This window comes from Klebsiella oxytoca NBRC 105695, from assembly GCF_001598695.1.
GTDB classification, from domain to species: domain Bacteria; phylum Pseudomonadota; class Gammaproteobacteria; order Enterobacterales; family Enterobacteriaceae; genus Klebsiella; species Klebsiella oxytoca.
Genome location: NZ_BCZK01000001.1, coordinates 169,710 through 186,759, shown reverse-complemented (window position 1 = coordinate 186,759; position 17,050 = coordinate 169,710). Strand labels below are relative to the sequence as shown.

Annotated in this window: 12 protein-coding genes; 1 reads left to right on the top strand and 11 read right to left on the bottom strand. The window is 41.0% G+C overall.

From position 1 onward, the window contains the following. The 11 genes from KO1_RS00745 to galF form a co-directional block, all read right to left on the bottom strand. Positions 1-924, bottom strand: coding sequence for a glycosyltransferase family 2 protein (locus KO1_RS00745; protein WP_024274452.1), 924 nt, complete (start codon positions 922-924; stop codon positions 1-3). Positions 925-983: 59 nt separating this feature from the next. Further along, positions 984-2,141 (bottom strand): glycosyltransferase family 4 protein, encoded by a 1,158-nt coding sequence (locus tag KO1_RS00740; protein ID WP_024274453.1) that lies wholly within the window; start codon positions 2,139-2,141, stop codon positions 984-986. Between the two features lie 236 nt (positions 2,142-2,377). After that, complete coding sequence (locus KO1_RS00735) at positions 2,378-3,364, bottom strand: glycosyltransferase family 4 protein (RefSeq protein WP_024274454.1); 987 nt, start codon at positions 3,362-3,364, stop codon at positions 2,378-2,380. Beyond that, positions 3,365-4,534, bottom strand: coding sequence for a glycosyltransferase (locus tag KO1_RS00730; protein ID WP_024274455.1), 1,170 nt, complete (start codon positions 4,532-4,534; stop codon positions 3,365-3,367). It lies immediately after the preceding gene. A 21-nt stretch (positions 4,535-4,555) separates the two neighbouring features. Continuing rightward, positions 4,556-5,983 (bottom strand): undecaprenyl-phosphate galactose phosphotransferase WbaP, encoded by a 1,428-nt coding sequence (gene wbaP / locus KO1_RS00725; protein WP_064406803.1) that lies wholly within the window; start codon positions 5,981-5,983, stop codon positions 4,556-4,558. Between the two features lie 119 nt (positions 5,984-6,102). Then, positions 6,103-8,262: a polysaccharide biosynthesis tyrosine autokinase gene (locus KO1_RS00720; protein WP_024274457.1), complete on the bottom strand. Its 2,160-nt coding sequence runs from the start codon at positions 8,260-8,262 to the stop codon at positions 6,103-6,105. 17 nt (positions 8,263-8,279) lie between these two features. After that, positions 8,280-8,714, bottom strand: coding sequence for an arsenate reductase/protein-tyrosine-phosphatase family protein (locus KO1_RS00715; protein ID WP_029779357.1), 435 nt, complete (start codon positions 8,712-8,714; stop codon positions 8,280-8,282). Beyond that, complete coding sequence (locus KO1_RS00710) at positions 8,714-9,850, bottom strand: polysaccharide export protein (protein ID WP_024274459.1); 1,137 nt, start codon at positions 9,848-9,850, stop codon at positions 8,714-8,716. Before KO1_RS00710 ends, KO1_RS00715 begins: the two co-directional genes overlap by 1 nt. 73 nt (positions 9,851-9,923) lie before the next feature. Continuing rightward, positions 9,924-11,363 carry a capsule assembly Wzi family protein gene (locus KO1_RS00705; protein ID WP_024274460.1) on the bottom strand — a complete coding sequence of 480 codons (1,440 nt, stop codon included), beginning with the start codon at positions 11,361-11,363 and terminating at the stop codon, positions 9,924-9,926. Between the two features lie 1,004 nt (positions 11,364-12,367). Then, positions 12,368-12,997 (bottom strand): phosphatase PAP2 family protein, encoded by a 630-nt coding sequence (locus tag KO1_RS00700; RefSeq protein ID WP_024274461.1) that lies wholly within the window; start codon positions 12,995-12,997, stop codon positions 12,368-12,370. A gap of 459 nt (positions 12,998-13,456) precedes the next feature. Continuing rightward, entirely contained in the window at positions 13,457-14,353 is an 897-nt protein-coding gene (galF, locus tag KO1_RS00695) for a UTP--glucose-1-phosphate uridylyltransferase GalF (RefSeq protein WP_016809217.1), read from the bottom strand. A 986-nt stretch (positions 14,354-15,339) separates the two neighbouring features. On the opposite strand from galF, the gene KO1_RS00690 reads away from it, so the two are divergent. Further along, positions 15,340-16,926 carry a TerC family protein gene (locus KO1_RS00690; RefSeq protein ID WP_004103710.1) on the top strand — a complete coding sequence of 529 codons (1,587 nt, stop codon included), beginning with the start codon at positions 15,340-15,342 and terminating at the stop codon, positions 16,924-16,926. The last annotated feature ends 124 nt before the right edge of the window (positions 16,927-17,050 follow it).

Sequence of the window (17,050 nt, the reverse complement as noted above, 5' to 3'; positions counted from 1 at the left end):
TTATGGTCTATCAATTTTGGGGTTAAATACTATACCAGATATAAATCCTTTAATAATAATACATAACCTTTTGATCTTTTTGTTTTTTGCTTTGAATAAAACCTTAAAGAAATCTTTTAAAACATAATTAAAATAGAAAACATAGTCTTTAGCTTTACCATGTTTCCGTACGTTGTAAAAATTATTTCTGTAAAGCAATCCATACCATGGCATTCTATTTAAATTGTCTTCTGTTGCAAGTGACAATGACTTAGCCATGACCCTTTTATGATAAACAACACTATTCGCGACATAATAGCAATTATATTTGTTACTTATTCGCCATGTATATTCTGTATCATCTCCCCAAATAAACATTTCCTTAACTGGCAAACCAAACTCACCAACAATATCTTTTGATATTAGTACAGAAACAAAAGTAGCTTTATCAACTCCAACTATGCCCTTTGAAGCAAACTCAGGCCAACTGAAATAACCAGTGGAGTTCTTTTTCTTAGAAATCTCGGGAACATTCATGCAATCTTCATTATCACTAAGGACATGGCTGCATAAAAAACCCGGTGTCGCTGAATGATTTTGTAAAGTATCGTTTGCTTTTAATAATTCTTCTAATGCTGAAGGGCTAGCAATAGCATCATCATCCATAATCCACACATAATCAATATTCAGTTTGTAGGCATAATTAATGCCAGCTGAGAAACCACCAGCGCCACCAGTATTTTTGTGCAAAGTTATAAATTGGATTTTGTCACTTGCAATACTTCTTAGATAATCCTCTGTACCATCTGTAGAATTATTATTCACAACAACAATATTTTTAAGCTCAATCGTTTGTTTTTCTAGTGAGTCAATAGCAATTTTTAATAGTTCAACTCTATTATATGTGACTAGAACTGCTGCTACACTATGTTTAATGACATTCATAAAAGCCCCAAGGTTTCAACAAACTAAGTTTTAATAAAAATTGGCAGTTCCAACTTTAATTAATAATCATGAATTTTTTTGCTATCTTCAAAGTCTTTCCATTTTTGTTCCACATAGTGTTTAATTTCTTCTCTAAACCGTTCGACAGAAAATTTTAAAGCATTTGCTCTACAATTTTCTGGTAATATTAAATCCCTTGATAATTCAAATTTAGAAATAGCTTCAACCAACGATTCAACATCTTGTTTGTAAAAGAATAATCCTGTAGGATTCTCTTTTTCTATTGAAATTATTGTTTCCAGAGCTCCCCCCTTACCATAAGCGATAACAGGAGTTCCACAAGCCTGTGCCTCAACAGGCGTGATTCCAAAATCTTCTTCTGCTGCAAATACGAATGCTTTTGCCTCACTCATGTATTTCTGCATTACATCATTTGGTTGGTAGCCAAGTATTTCAATATTACTAGTTGCTTTTGATTTAATTTTATTCATTTCAGGGCCATCACCAATAACAACAAGCTTTTTTGTTGGCATATGGCTGAAAGCTTCAACAATAAGGTCCATTCTTTTATACGGAACCATCCGTGAAGCAGTCATATAGTAGTCTTGCTTGTTAGTTTGTAAAGCAAAACGCTCGACGTCAACCGCCGGATAAATTACATCAGCTTTCCGTCCATAGACTTTCTTGATCCTCCTCGCTATAAACTGCGAATTAGCGATGAAATGATCCACTCCATTAGCAGTCCTACAATCCCATACACGTATTTTGTGTAAGAGCCATCGTGCGAGGGTTGCTTTTAGGCCCTTACTTAAACCAGCCTCACGTAAATATTGGTGTTGAAGATCCCATGCATATCTAATAGGACTATGTACATAACTTATGTGGAGCTGGTCAGGCCCAGTTAAAATACCTTTAGCAACAGCATGGGAGCTTGAAAGTATAATGTCATGCTTAGAAACGTCTAACTGTTCAATTGCTAAAGGCATCAATGGTAAATACGATTGGTATTTTTTTTTCGCAAAGGGTAAGTTTTGTATGAATGTAGTAGTGATTTTTTTATTTTTGAAATGGAGTTTATTTTCTTTAGAAAGAAAGTCGACAATAGAATAAAGCTCAGAATTAGGGAATAATTCAATAAATTCTGCAACTATTTTTTCTGATCCAGCATATGTTACAAACCAATCAGCAACAATGCCAATACTAAGATCTTGATGCATAGAGACATAAACCTCTTAACGTTCGCGTTATAAATATAGAAATAGAGTTATCAGAATCACTGTGTTTAATTTGAGCTTACCTCTAATTTGTTTATATACGGTGTTTTGTTATTAGAGTATTTTATTGACAGTTTTGATTATAAACTTAAATAGGGAATCAAATTACAAACCTTACTTATTATCTTCATGAAGATTGCTTTTTCAAAAATTAAATAAGTAAAGATTTAATTTTTAATTTATCTTAACGAATCGATTACCACCTTCACTTTGTTTACAGTTTTCCCCCAAGTATATTTTTTAACATGCTCAAGCCCTTTTATCTTTAATTCTTTCTGTAACATCTGATCAGAAATAATTTTTTCCAGTGCATCTTTTATACTTTCCACATCAAAAGGGTCAATTAATAGCGAAGCATCACCTGCTATCTCACCTAAGGACGTAGTTGCTGAAGCAATAGTAGGGATTCCACATGCCATAGCTTCAATCACTGGCAATCCAAACCCTTCATAAATAGACGGCATGATTAAAACCAGAGCACCACGATAATAATTTGGAAGCATCTCATCACTTATAAAGCCTGTAAAGATGATATTATCTTCTAAATTATAATTTTTAATTAGCTCATGCAGAGACGAAGATGGTTTGCCAGAAAACACCAATTTAACATGATTTTTTTCTGCAATTAAAGAATAAGCTTCAATTAATCTTTTCTCATTTTTGTGCTCCTTACGATTGCTAACGCAAAAGATATAATCATATCCTGGCTTATAAACTTCACCATTTGGAGTAAAACTATCCGAAACACCATTTCCTACTACCGTAACTTTGTCTTTTTCAATGCCAGACCATTCAATAATTCTTTTTTTAGAAAACTCAGAAACTGTAAGTATAGCTAGACATTTTTTGCAAGCTCTTTTCAAAACTAAATTATAATAAATTCTCTTCAAGATATTGGAATTATTATCAATATCAACATGATTTAGATCGTGAATAGTAATGACTGATCTTTTTACGAAAAAAAATGGAGCATTAAAACCTGGGGTAAAATACAAAAATCTATTCCAACATAGGTACCATGGAGTTATAAAAATATCAACAGGACTGGTAGGCTTAATTTTATTACAAATATATTTATCAAACTGTATTCTATTTGTAATCTCTTTTGAGAACCGTCCTATTCCATGCCCACCTTCCCACCGTCTATCAAATAAAACTTTCTTCATCTATGCTCCCAATCCACCAAGTACTTTCGTCCAATCATTTATAATGCGCTTATTTTCAAAGCGAGATAAATTAAAATTAAAGTTTATACTCTTATTTACATAACACATTATAATGCTTGTTAATTCTTCAATAGTATTAAAGAGAAAATCTTCATTATCATTTAGAAGCTCCGGTATTCCCCCTACTCTCTTTGCAGCTACAGGGACTCTTCTTCCCAAGCTCTCAATAACTACTCGCCCAAAGGGCTCATTCCATTTAGAAGGGACAATCAGTAAATCAATTTGGTCTAACAGTTGATTAGCAGGAATGACACCTTCAAACGAGCATTTAACATTTTTTGCATTAGCTAGTTTAGTCAATTCGTTTATATAATCCTCATCACCGGTTCCGGCGATTTTAAATAGGATATTATTTTTATGACTATCTGATAGACCGCTAACAGCCTCAACTATTAGCTCAATGCCTTTAGTCTTATGTATACGACCTAAATAACCAATTCTTATTTTATTTTCTCTAAAGCCATTATAGCTGCGTTCAAGAAGGATTTCATCCATACACATATTATATATAACATGCGATCTCGCATTTTTAAAGTAACCGTAAGTCAAGTGGACATTTAAAATAAATTCACTAATACCAATTACATCATCAACATATTTTGAATTTTCCTTCTTTAAAATAGAAAAGGGCTTACACGTAGTGCATATTTTTTTACAGTTATCTTTTTTAAACATATTTGCATTTACACAAATTAAAGAATAACTCCTTAGGATATGCATAACTCTTATGCCTTGACTTTTCGCAATTTTCCAAATGATACTCGACAAGTCTTCTATGGTACTGGTTATTAGTATATCTGGCTTTATTTCTTTTAAAACGTTACTTATCATTTCACCAATTAAAAAATTGTTACAATCCAAAGAGTGCCAAATTAATTTTTTCACAACGCTAATATTTTTATTATTATATGACCAGTAAATATTTCTATACTTTATCCTATTTATCTTTATCCCATTTTGCACATTAGTGCATGTTTCATTACCTATAGCTAATACTTCAACATTATATCCAACACTAGCTAGTTGTTCAGCAAGTACACGTGTTGATATCTCTCCACCACCCGCAACATCAGGGTAATAGGCCCGGCATGCGATCACTATTTTTTTCATAACTACCTAAACATTCAAATTTTAGTAGGCACCATCTTTTTTCAAAACAACGCCAATCGTTTTGAATAAGATCGCTATATCGTTCCACATAGACCAGTTCTTAACATACCATGCATCGAGGTAAACTCTTGTTTCATAGTCAACATCACTACGACCACTGACCTGCCATAATCCAGTCATACCGGGTTTACTCAGAAGATAATAATCAACTTCTTCATTATACCTTTCTAGCTCAGCAGTAATTATTGGCCTTGGTCCAACTAAACTCATCTCACCTTTTAATACATTAAACAATTGAGGCAACTCATCCAAGCTTGTTCTACGCAAGAAATGACCAATTTTAGTAATACGGGGATCATTTTTTAATTTAAATGTTGCATCCCATTCTTCCTTTGCAACAGGATCTTTACTAAGTAAGTCATCTAAAACTTCTTTCGAATTAATTACCATTGACCTGAATTTCAAGCATTTAAAAGGCTTACCACCTTTTCCGATTCTTTCATGTCCATAAATGGCGGGCCCGCCATCATGCTTTACCTTCCTGCTTATATAAAATAATACTGGGGAAAGAAGTATTATAATCATAATAGATCCGAATATACCAAAGACTCGCTTGAGGATCCTTGAAGACCACTTTGCTAAATTTTGTTGCACTCTAAAAATCATTACTTCATGGCTAAAAATAAATGACATATCTGTGCTATCTAAGGGCATACCGCGTAATGTTGGGATTACAGAGACATAACGAAATCCTCTAATCATAAAGTTACGCAGCCATGTATTCCTTATTTCACTCTGTGGTGACTCAACAGCAACAATAAATTGAGTTTTGGTGTCAATAGACAACAACCAATTTATATCATTGCTAAGGACCGGTACTCCATTTATATTGTTACCAGCGGGGACACCTTCATCACAATTTACAAAGCCTACAATATTAAGACCTAAGTTTCTTTCGCTACTAATTGCTTTATAAGCTTCTATAGCATTATCGCCACTACCAATAATCCAAGTATCTCTTAGCCACAATCCACATGTATCTAATAGCCTTTTCGTTAACATTCTTGATGCAGGAAGTAATATTAATATGAATATCCACGTCAGCACCCACAGAAAGCGAGAAAAGGTCCATGTTGTAAAGGCCATGACTGCAATTTCGATAGTTGCGAAAATTACTAATGTCCTAAGAATCTCTTTTAGTTCAAACCAAAAGGTTTTACGGTAGAAATAATGCCGTAATCTAACAGAATACCAACCCACACAACAAAATGCTAAAAGCCAGTGTAATACAATCCAACCTTCAGCCTCATGTAAAGAAATTACCTCGCTGTAATTGTTAAAGGTTAACGAAAGTAATACTATAGCTAAATAAGTTGAAATCGTGAAACTAATAAGATCAGATAGGGCTAACGCTACACTGACCAAGATATTTTTACCGAGAAGCGTCATGAATCCTCTCACTATTAAATATATATTTAATAAGATGCGCCGATTGAAACTTTATTTGACAACTGTAATTAAATTGATTAAACCCGGATAAGTTTATCCGGGCTATACGAGGAGTAATGTTATTTTTCATCCGTATATGAGTAGCCGTAGTGACTATATCCATAGCCATAGTAACTACTAGCCTTTTTAACTACTCCATTCAAAATACATCCTTTAGCTATAACGCCACTTTGGTCGAAGCGCTTGAAGCTGACCTCTAGTTCTTTGACAGTGTTTTGCTCAAAGCGGGCTACTAGAAGTGTTGTCCCAGCATAATGTCCTATAATTGCGGCGTCTGTTACTGCCAAGATTGGTGGGGTGTCTAATATAACAATATCATAGTTTTGGCTTGCCCAATCGACTAATTCACCAAATCGTCGATGCATTAGAAGCTCTGCCGGGTTTGGTGGAACCACCCCTCTTGATATAAAATCAAAACCCGCTTGTTTTATAGTTTTTATTGCCCTTCCAATATCAATCTTACCGGACAATATGTCACAAAGGCCATTGTCATTTGAAACCTCAAATAATTTATGGGTATAACCTTTACGCATATCTGTGTCGATTAAAAGTACTTTCTTACCCGTTTGTGCAACAACAGCTGCAAGATTAGTACTTACAAAGGTTTTACCTGCATTCGGGCTGGCACCTGAAATCATTAAGACATTATTTCTCGCTTCCATCATTGCAAAATGCAAGCTTGTCCTTAATCCGCGGATTGCTTCTATTGCCAGATCTGCTGGATTTTCAACAGCAAGGAAACCTTGAATCTCACTTTCCGTTTTTTTCTTCCAACCAGTCTGAAGCGCTTTTTTGGCAAAATTTTCAGATACTGGAATACTCGCATAAACATTGATACCAACTTCTTCGAGCTGTTCAGGGCTCTCTATGCCTCTTCTTAAAAAGACACGCAAGAGGACCACCCCTACAGATACTACCATACCTAATACTATACCAACTAAAAGAATAATAATCTTAATCGGTTTTACTGGTTTTGTTTCAGTAACTGCCTCATCGATAATCCTTACATTTCCGATAGCACTTGATTTTGCTATGCTTAACTCTTGTTGACGATTGAGTAGTTGCATATATACCGCTTGTCCTGACTCAACATCTCGGCTAAGTCTCAAAATTTCCTGCTGAGTCTTCGGCATAGCTGAAACACGTTCATTAAGTTTGCCCTTTTCATCTTGAAGAGTTTTCCTTTTTTCCATTAACGCTTTATAAGTTGGATGCTCTTTAGTATAAAGCTGTGATATTTCTGATTCCCGAAAAGTTAACTCATTTAATTGATTATCAACATTTACAATTTGTTCTAAGACAGACTTAGCCTCTAAGGACAAGTCGACTGAATCCTTTTGACGTCGATACTGATTGAGTTTATCCTCCGCAACATCTAGTTCGCTACGCACTTTTGGTAACTGAGCATTTAAAAACTCAAGACTTTTGGCATCTTGTGCTGCTTGACGTGCAATATTCTGGGAAAGATAATTGTGACTAATACTATCTACAATGTTTCTAATTTGCTCCGGATTATCTCCCATTAATGAAAGATTAAGCATTCCTGTATCTTTACCCAAATCTGCAACTGTAAAAGTGTTTTGCAAATCAGCTATAGCTTTTAATTTACTTATATATGAGACAGAGAATGAGACTCCAGGTTGAGAATCCATGCTCTCAATTTTTAATGAAATACCTTTTTCATTTAATAATTCACCTACCCTTCCTTTTAGCTCAAAATCACCATAAATAACTTTATAATTAACATCATCAATAACAGTTACTTTTAATTCTGGCGTTTCATCACCATTATTAGGAATATATAATCTTGTTACATTTATAGTCCCGGGTTTTTCACCCATCAATCTGGCCCAACCTCTTCCAAATAACGGAAAATAATCTTGTTTCACTTGCGCCTGAAGATTGAGATCTGCGACAGTTTTACCCAGAATCATTCTTGATTGTAATAAAGCTATTTCTGGCGCTGATTGCGGTTGTCCGCTTGGAAGTATCTGGCTTAAATTACTTAGAATTGCATTCCCCTGCTTTTGCTCTACTTGTATTAATGCATCAGCCTGATATATAGGCGTAGCAAAAAGTGCATAAATCAAAGCAATTAAAGTAAATAAAGCCGTTACTGAAATAATTAATTTTCTATGATCAATAAGTTCGCCAAACAAACGACCTAAATCAATCTCATCTGTATCTTTTTCGACAGACTTGTTTTTAAGTGGAGACATGCAATAATTCCTGATTATTATGCGCCTAATTTTTCAACCCAGCGCAAGCCGGCTTGCTCGATCAGTTGATATACTAAAGAAAATGCTTCTTCGCTTTTGCGATATGGATCAGGGATTTCCTTATGATTCAACCACTGACCAAACAACATTGTTTTGCCTCTACATTCTGGTGCTATACGACCAATCTGCTCAATATGTATTTTTTCCATCACAAGAATTAAATCATATTGTCGGCCTAACGTAGCAGTAAATTGACGTCCCCGATGACCTTCTAAAGTCAATCCATGCTGAGCAGATACTTTCGCAGCACTAATATCTGCTTCATGATCGACAAGTGCTCCAGTGCCAGCTGAGTCAATTTTTTTATTGGGCAGTGCCCTTCGCAAAAAACGTTCTCCTATTGGAGAGCGGCATATATTACCTGTGCATACAACTAGTATTGAATCAAACATTATGGCCACGTCCTAATGTATCGTACAGTTTCTGTCATATCGTGAACACCAGTGATGGTTGGTACAAGTTGAGAGATGACTCTATTCCATCTAACAAGTGGTGTAGAAGTTACGTATACAATATCATATGGCTGCAACTGAAACTCTGTTCCGATAACCATAGCAGATGCATCTTGAGCATTTAATTGATAAATATTCGCTATTTTTCCCTCTTTATCACCTTTCAACTGGCGAATGACAAAGATTCCTGTTGCATCACTCATTGCTTGAGATATACCTTCAGAATTTCCTATAGCTTCAGCAAGGGTCATTCCACTACGATCCATTTTTAAAGTGCTTTGCTTACCGACTTCTCCCATAACAAATACTTTTAGATCATCGTTTCGTGGAATAAATAAAATATCTCCTGGATATAATAAATGGTTCTGAGTTAAATCTCCTTTTTGCATCAACGCATATAAAGAGATTTTAGTGTCTTTTCCATTATGGGTCAGTACAACATTTCTCCAGTCAGCATCAGGCGCAAGCCCACCAGCAGCATTAATTGCATCCATCACTGTTAAAGGTATATTTGTTATTGCTTGCTTTCCAGAATTAGCAACTTCACCCGTCACATATACTTTTTGTGAACGAAAAGCGGCAATACTCACATCAACCTGCGGGCTTTCAATATAAGTAGTTAAACGACTCGCGATCTCTTGTCTAACCTGACTTAGTGTTTTACCAGCAACTTGTACTCTACCAATATAAGGGTAGAAAATCGTTCCATCCGCATTTACCCAGTTACCAGTATCACTTGCACTACGATATTGGCCTGCAGGAGTAGTTAACTCAGGATGATCCCAGACAGTCACCATCAATACATCGCCCACACCGATCCGGTACTCATAATTTTTTAGTAAGTTGTCTAACTGTGGATTGGGGCGAGCCAATATGGTTTCAGGGCGAAGCTGATCCACTAACCCCGGCGTCATGGGATAAACATTCACCAGTTTATCCAAATCGTAGTCGCTATCCGGTAACTCAACGACGTTCTTACGCAGACTATTTAACCCTTGTCCCGGCAAAATGGTACAGCCTGATAAAAAGCCTATTGCTAATGCCAATGCCGAAAATCTAACAATTTTTTTCTTCATAATGTCACATCATCAGTAAACCAAAAGTTTCTAATCCCCAAACAACAGTCTATTTCCAGAAGCTGTGTTAAGGCTATAAATTAAAGGGAATTTCAATCCCGGCGCTTGCGCCTACATCATCGCTATCATTATGGTTCGCATCGGTATACCAGAGAGAAGTGCTCAGTCGTACCGATTTGTACACGTCGCCACTCCAGCCCAGCTGCACACCTTTTAATGTATCCGAACGAGGAAACGCCTTGTTGATTGACTGATTTTCTGGGTTAACCTTCGCATACGCTAAACGCGCGCTCCAGCGCTGATTATCCTCTGTCACCAGTTCAACTTTACCCGCAAAGAGTTGGCCATCCCCTCCCATAGCATCACCGAGTGAGTAACCTTGCTGGTAGTAGCCATCTTTATAGATATGGTGCGTATAGCTATAGTTGGTGCGGCTCATGTTCGATCGGGTATCGTGAGCTTCCAGATACCAGTTGATGGCATCTTTACCCCAACCGTGGTGGCCTTCGACTCCACCAAGGAACATATTTGCTGAAGGTAAAAAGCCGGATTCATCTTCGCCAATCATTTGACCGTATAAGCTGACCGGCAGGCCCAGCGTAGGTTCCAGTTTCAACTTAAAGTCAAAACCAGCAAGCTGGTTGCCTGGTTCATTGGGATCGTTTGCTTCGGTATTATCTTTACCCGTCAGGCCGTCCCAAAAATTACTGAACGACTCGGGTCTTCCCTCCCCTCCCCACTGCATAATGCGCGATGCGCCAAGCTCAAGTGACTGGAAGGGGGAAAAAGTCAGACGACCACCGATAATCTTGGTATGCGGTACGGCGGTATATTGATTCATCTGGCTGGCGGAGATCTGATACTGCCATGGGCCGATCCAGCGCAGCCACCAGGTTTCTGGCGCGGCCTGTTCAGCACGCTGCATCAAAAAGCCGGTCATCGGACGGGCAGCATCACCGCGAATCAGGCTGCCTTCGTAGCCTGGCCCCCACCACTGCGGCATCTGTCCAAAGGAAAGCCACTGGTTCCAGAACTTAACCGCCCCGTAGGCGCCGTTAGCATTAAAACGTGAACCATTGCTGATGCGTTCGTCGCCCTCAACGTTTCCCTGCAGGTGAACATCCCACCACTCGCCGCTGTTATTGAAGGCTAACGATAAAGAGCTGTCAGCAGGCTGATTCTGACCAAATCCCTGCGGGGTGCCGGGCTTATCCGTTGAGGTATAGCCGCTGACCCGAAAATCTGCTTTCAAAGAATCGAGGCGCTGGTTGATTCGCGCCAGAACCACCTGTTCGGATGAATAAGAGGGCTTTGCTTTCTTTAGTGCCCGATTAATCTCTTCCTGACTTAACGGCCAGGTCGACAGGCTGAGATGAATAACGCCGCGGTCGGAGAGCCACGCCAGATCGTTGCGCAGTTCGTTGTCGTTCATTACCAAGCCGGAGGCATAGGCAAGTGAGCTGGCAGAAGTAAGCAGCCCTAGTGCGAGTGCGATTCGCGCGATTTTTATCATTGTACAAGATCCATTTTAAGCCCCGTTTCCGCAAGCTGGCGCGACAAGGGGAACACTGATAGATGCAGCGCCCTCTGACGCCAACCTTTGGTATGTTCGGTCTGCAGATTTTGACCGGAGAAAACGAAAGCATGTGTTATGGATCACATACCAACAGACGTTTTCATCATACGGCTCTATCTGCAGTACTCAATGTATGCGAAATTGTTATTGAAGGCCATTCCATCGCGCATCATACCCGCAGTTTCCTCTTGCCAGCCCTGCAGAACCTTCTCTGAGGTGGCGACAAACACGCAATTATATACAGGTTATGAAGATAATCACCTGGATGAAGGCCACTTTAGGAATTTCGGTCGCATGAAATGAGATGTGATATGCAGAAAATGCCAGCCCGCAGGTACGCTACCGCCCTTGGCTTAACAGCTACCAATGCACTGTACTTCTTTCCATATAATTTCAACCGCCGGATTCAGGTGAATCGGCGATTAATCCATCAAAGCAATCAATTTCGCGGCCATAAGTTTACGAGATTCTGCCCTCAATTGGGAGTCTAATCTCGAATTATTAGCGACGTCGCGAACGGCATGAACCATAACGACGATAACGTTATTGTTTGACACTAAACGTCTAAAACGGCGATCGGCACCAAACAACAACTTAATCTCAACATTATGATTTCATTAGCTTTTTACCACAAAAACAGTGTTGATTTAGTTTCGAATTAATTATGGTTAGTCAACTACAAAATTTAATAGTAAAAAGAATTATGCCAGTGTGTTGTTATCATTAATAAATTCGATATTTAGCCAGAAAACTTATTTAGGAAACATCCTGGCTGATTATCATTGTGCTAATTATTGCGCAGAATGCCGTATCACCAATTTATTTCATGAATATGAAATAGTGCTTATGAAGGCTTTTTCACCCCATCATTTCACACTGACTATATTGTGAACACATCACGCGCCTGTCTGAATTCATGACCTTTCCCGGTCGCCTCTGCGTCAGTAAAAGCGCTTGTGCAGATCGGCCCGTGTAAAAGGTTTATCCAGCGGGCCAAGCTTCACTGCGATCTCACCCAGAAGCGATTGCGTTGGCGCCTTAGCGCCGGTATTCAACAGCAGAGCCGGGATGATGACCACGCTTGCCAGCCCTCCCCATGATAACTGCGCTGTATGAGTGCCGCGGGTGCGCGACTGCAGCAGCAGAAACAATGCGCTGCCTGCGGTTCCCAGCAGTAAACCGGCAATCACTTCAGACGTTGAATGAGCGTGGATCACCAGGCGGGAATAGCCGACCAAACCGGCTAATGCATAACCAAATACGACAGAAGCAATACGAAGAGCTGGTGTAGCACGCGCGCACAGCAGCCATAAGAGAATTGGCCAGAAAGCTGAAGATAATGCGGTGTGCCCGCTAAAGCCGGTGAAGTCCAGCTCGCGAATCCCAATACCCCAACCCATAAATGCCAGTTTTGATGCGCAGACAATGGCGCCAGTGATGCCGAACAGCAGCGCCCAGTGCCAGGCGACCTGCTTTGAATCTTTGCGCAGAAAAAGAACGATAAACAACACGGCCGCACTGGGTAACAGTACGGTGCTATCGCCAAAAAAAGTGACAACCTGCCAGTTCATTTACCTTTCATCCTTTGACGATCTCTCCAGTCCGTAACGTCATTTCCGCGACATTTATGTGGGCATACACAATCAGTCACTTCACATTTATATGCATGCATGACCGTTGTTTAATGCGCAAACATGATCTCAGTCAAGTTTTATTTTTGTCTGACAACTTGACTCAGGGCTATTTACATAAGAAAAATCTTAGTAAGTAATTATCAGCAAAGATGAAATTTTGCTAGTCACACCATTTCACCATGCGACATGTTATTCGACTACCAGAAGTCTCCGAACCTTTACCGCACTTTTCAACGATACAATATAACAAAGCAAAATCTAACCCTTTGTTTTTCTACACAAGCCTTAAAGCGTGACGTATTGTATTAAAAAGAGTAAACGGTCCCGAATCCCTGAGTTCATCATCAGATCATGCGAACCGCTTACCCTCGTACGCTTAGGTTGCTGATGGCAAAATTACGCTAACAGCTTCTTAATGCTCTCGCGGAATTTTGCGCCTTCTTTATGGTTACGCAGACCATAATTAACAAAGGCCTGCATATAGCCCATTTTTTTCCCGCAGTCGTAGCTCTCGCCAGTCATCAACATCGCATCAACCGACTGCTTTTTCGCCAGTTCAGCAATGGCGTCGGTTAACTGAATACGGCCCCATGCGCCGGGTTCAGTACGCTCCAGCTCCGGCCAAATATCAGCAGAAAGCACATAGCGCCCTACTGCCATCAGGTCTGAATCCAGCGTTTGCGGTTCATCAGGTTTTTCGATGAACTCGACGATGCGCGCCACCTGACCCGCCGTTTCCAGCGCGTCTTTGGTCTGAATGACCGAGTACTCGGAAAGATCGCCTTCCATACGTTTTGCCAGAACCTGACTACGACCCGTTTCATTGAAACGCGCGACCATAGCGGCAAGGTTATAACGCAGCGGATCGGCGCTGGCATCATCAAGGATGATATCCGGCAGCACCACCACAAACGGGTTATCGCCAATCAGCGGGCGCGCGCAAAGAATGGAGTGACCTAAACCCAGCTGCTGACCCTGGCGCACGTTCATAATTGTTACGCCTGGCGGGCAAATAGCCTGTACCTCGGCCAGAAGCTGACGTTTGACGCGCTGCTCCAGCAGCGCTTCCAGTTCATAGGAGGTGTCGAAATGGTTTTCTACCGCATTCTTGGATGAATGGGTAACCAGCACAATTTCCTTGATGCCAGCAGCTACAATTTCATCAACAATGTACTGCACCATAGGCTTGTCGACGATCGGCAGCATCTCTTTCGGAATGGCCTTGGTGGCGGGCAACATGTGCATCCCTAGTCCTGCTACCGGTATAACTGCTTTCAAACTCACCATTTTCATATCCACCCGTATGGTTATTAATCTTTAGTTCCTGTCAGATTGTATGTATCACTGGCATTTATCCATGATGATACACGCTTGATACCTGCCATACTGTCCGTCAAATTCTGAAATTACATGCTGAATTTAAGAATACACGTAAAATCTACAGACCAATAGGTCGATTTAAGAAAATTCTCAAACGCAACTTTACAGACATTATTACTCATACTTACAAAGACTTATGCCAGCTATCTATTAGCTATTAACCATAAGACGGCGTAATGACATTCATCGCTGGTCCATCATTTCCCATTTGATACCTTGTTATCTTTCAACAAGAGTTGACACAGAACAAGTGACTGCAAAAAATCATAAAATTAGCCAAAATAATCGCTTATATTGAATATAAAATTATTTCGCACACAAAAACGGCTAAATTTCAGCGAAACAGGCCATATCCTTGACTTCAACCTCAGTGGCGGCCATCCCCATATAGATCCAGCCTATGCTGCAGGCGATTAATAGTCTTCACTATGGCTTTTTTTGTTCTGCATCACATATAACCCTCACAATATCGTCCAGCAAAAATTGATCTGCCGCAAGCCACGACATTAAGTAGTATAAAAATCTAAATTCCCGGAAAGTGCTGTTATATACATCAAATCTATTGATAGAGTTTTCCATTGCCCGTGTGCTCAATCCAGGTTTTCTGCGCCGATATTCTGCGCGGCCGCTTCGCTTACATCCATAAAACCTGGCTTTTCATCCGGCAGATGCTGGCGGTTGTTATTGATGAAAATTCGCACCAGAGCAAATAAGTAGAACCCTATAAGCTTATGGTTAAATAAGGTTATATTCTGAACAACTGATTATATTAATAGCGGGACTCATCGGCGCGCGGATTTTGACCGCGAGCAAATCGCCGCAGAAAATATTGCATTTTAACTATAGCTTATCCATGATCTGTACATGGCACTCTTAGGTTGTAAAGGTTTTAACTAAATATGGAATGGATTGCCGACCCCTCGATCTGGGCCGGGCTCATAACGCTTGTCGTTATTGAGCTGGTACTTGGTATTGATAATCTGGTCTTTATCGCCATTCTCGCGGAAAAACTTCCTCCCGCTCAGCGAGACCGCGCGCGCGTCACCGGCCTGCTGCTGGCAATGGTAATGCGTCTGCTGCTGCTGGCGTCAATCTCCTGGCTGGTGACGCTCACCAAACCGCTGATTACCTGGCACGATCTGAGTTTTAGCGCTCGCGATCTGATCATGCTGTTTGGCGGTTTATTCCTGCTTTTCAAAGCCACCGTTGAGCTTAATGAACGGCTGGAGGGGAAGGACAGCAATAATCCCACTCAGCGCAAAGGCGCGAAATTCTGGGGAGTGGTCGCGCAAATCGTGGTGCTGGACGCCATCTTCTCCCTCGACTCGGTTATTACCGCGGTCGGCATGGTTGACCATCTGGCGGTGATGATGGCGGCGGTAATTATTGCCATTAGCCTGATGCTGATGGCCAGTAAAGCCCTGACCCGCTTCGTTAACAGTCATCCAACCATCGTCATTCTCTGTCTGAGCTTCCTGTTGATGATTGGTTTTAGCCTGATTGCCGAAGGCTTCGGCTTTCCTATTCCGAAAGGCTACCTGTACGCAGCGATTGGCTTCTCGGTCATGATCGAGTCCTTTAATCAGCTGGCGATTTTTAACCGCCATCGTTTTCTTTCGGCCAACCTGACGCTGCGTCAGAGAACCACTGAAGCGGTGATGAGCCTGTTGAGCGGCCGCAAGGACAATAGCGAGCTGGATAGCGATACTGCCTCGCTGGTTGCCGACCGTGACGATAACCCGCTGTTTAATCCTCAGGAACGGCGGATGATTGAGCGGGTTCTCAATCTCAATCAGCGCACCGTCAGCAGCATAATGACCTCGCGCCATGATATTGAACATATTGACCTCAGCGCTCCGGAAGAAGAGATTCGCGCCTTACTCGACAAAAATCAGCATACCCGCCTGGTGGTAACCGGCGGCAATGATGACGAAGATATGCTCGGCGTCGTGCACGTGATCGATCTTCTGCAACAATCGCTGCGTAATGAACCGCTCGATCTGCAGGCCCTGATCCGTCAGCCGCTGGTGTTCCCGGAAACGCTGCCGCTGCTTCCTGCGCTGGAGCAGTTCCGTAAAGCCCGAACCCATTTTGCCTTTGTGGTCGATGAGTTCGGTTCCGTAGAGGGGATAGTAACGCTCAGCGACGTGATGGAGACCATCGCCGGTAATCTGCCTAATGAGGTGGAAGAGATAGACGCTCGCCATGATATTCACAAAAACAGTGACGATAGCTGGACGGTTAATGGACATATGCCGCTGGAAGATTTGGTCCAGTACGTGCCCCTGCCGCTGGATGACAAGCGGGAATACCATACCGTCGCCGGTCTGCTGATGGAGTATCTGCAGCATGTTCCGCAGGAAGGTGAAGAGGTGAATATTGACGGTTACGTTCTGCGCACGCTGCAGGTAGAGAGCCATCGCGTGCAAAAAGTACTGATTGTGCCGCCGGCGCAGGAAGAAGATGAACTGGACTATGAAGTGTAGCGCCTTCATATGTGAAGTTTAAAAAGCCGGGCGAAAGGTAACGTAACAAAACGGTGGCTGATAGTGCGCTGAAATTAAAGCCGGGTGGCGGCTGACGCTTAACCCGGCCGACAAAGGGCCATCA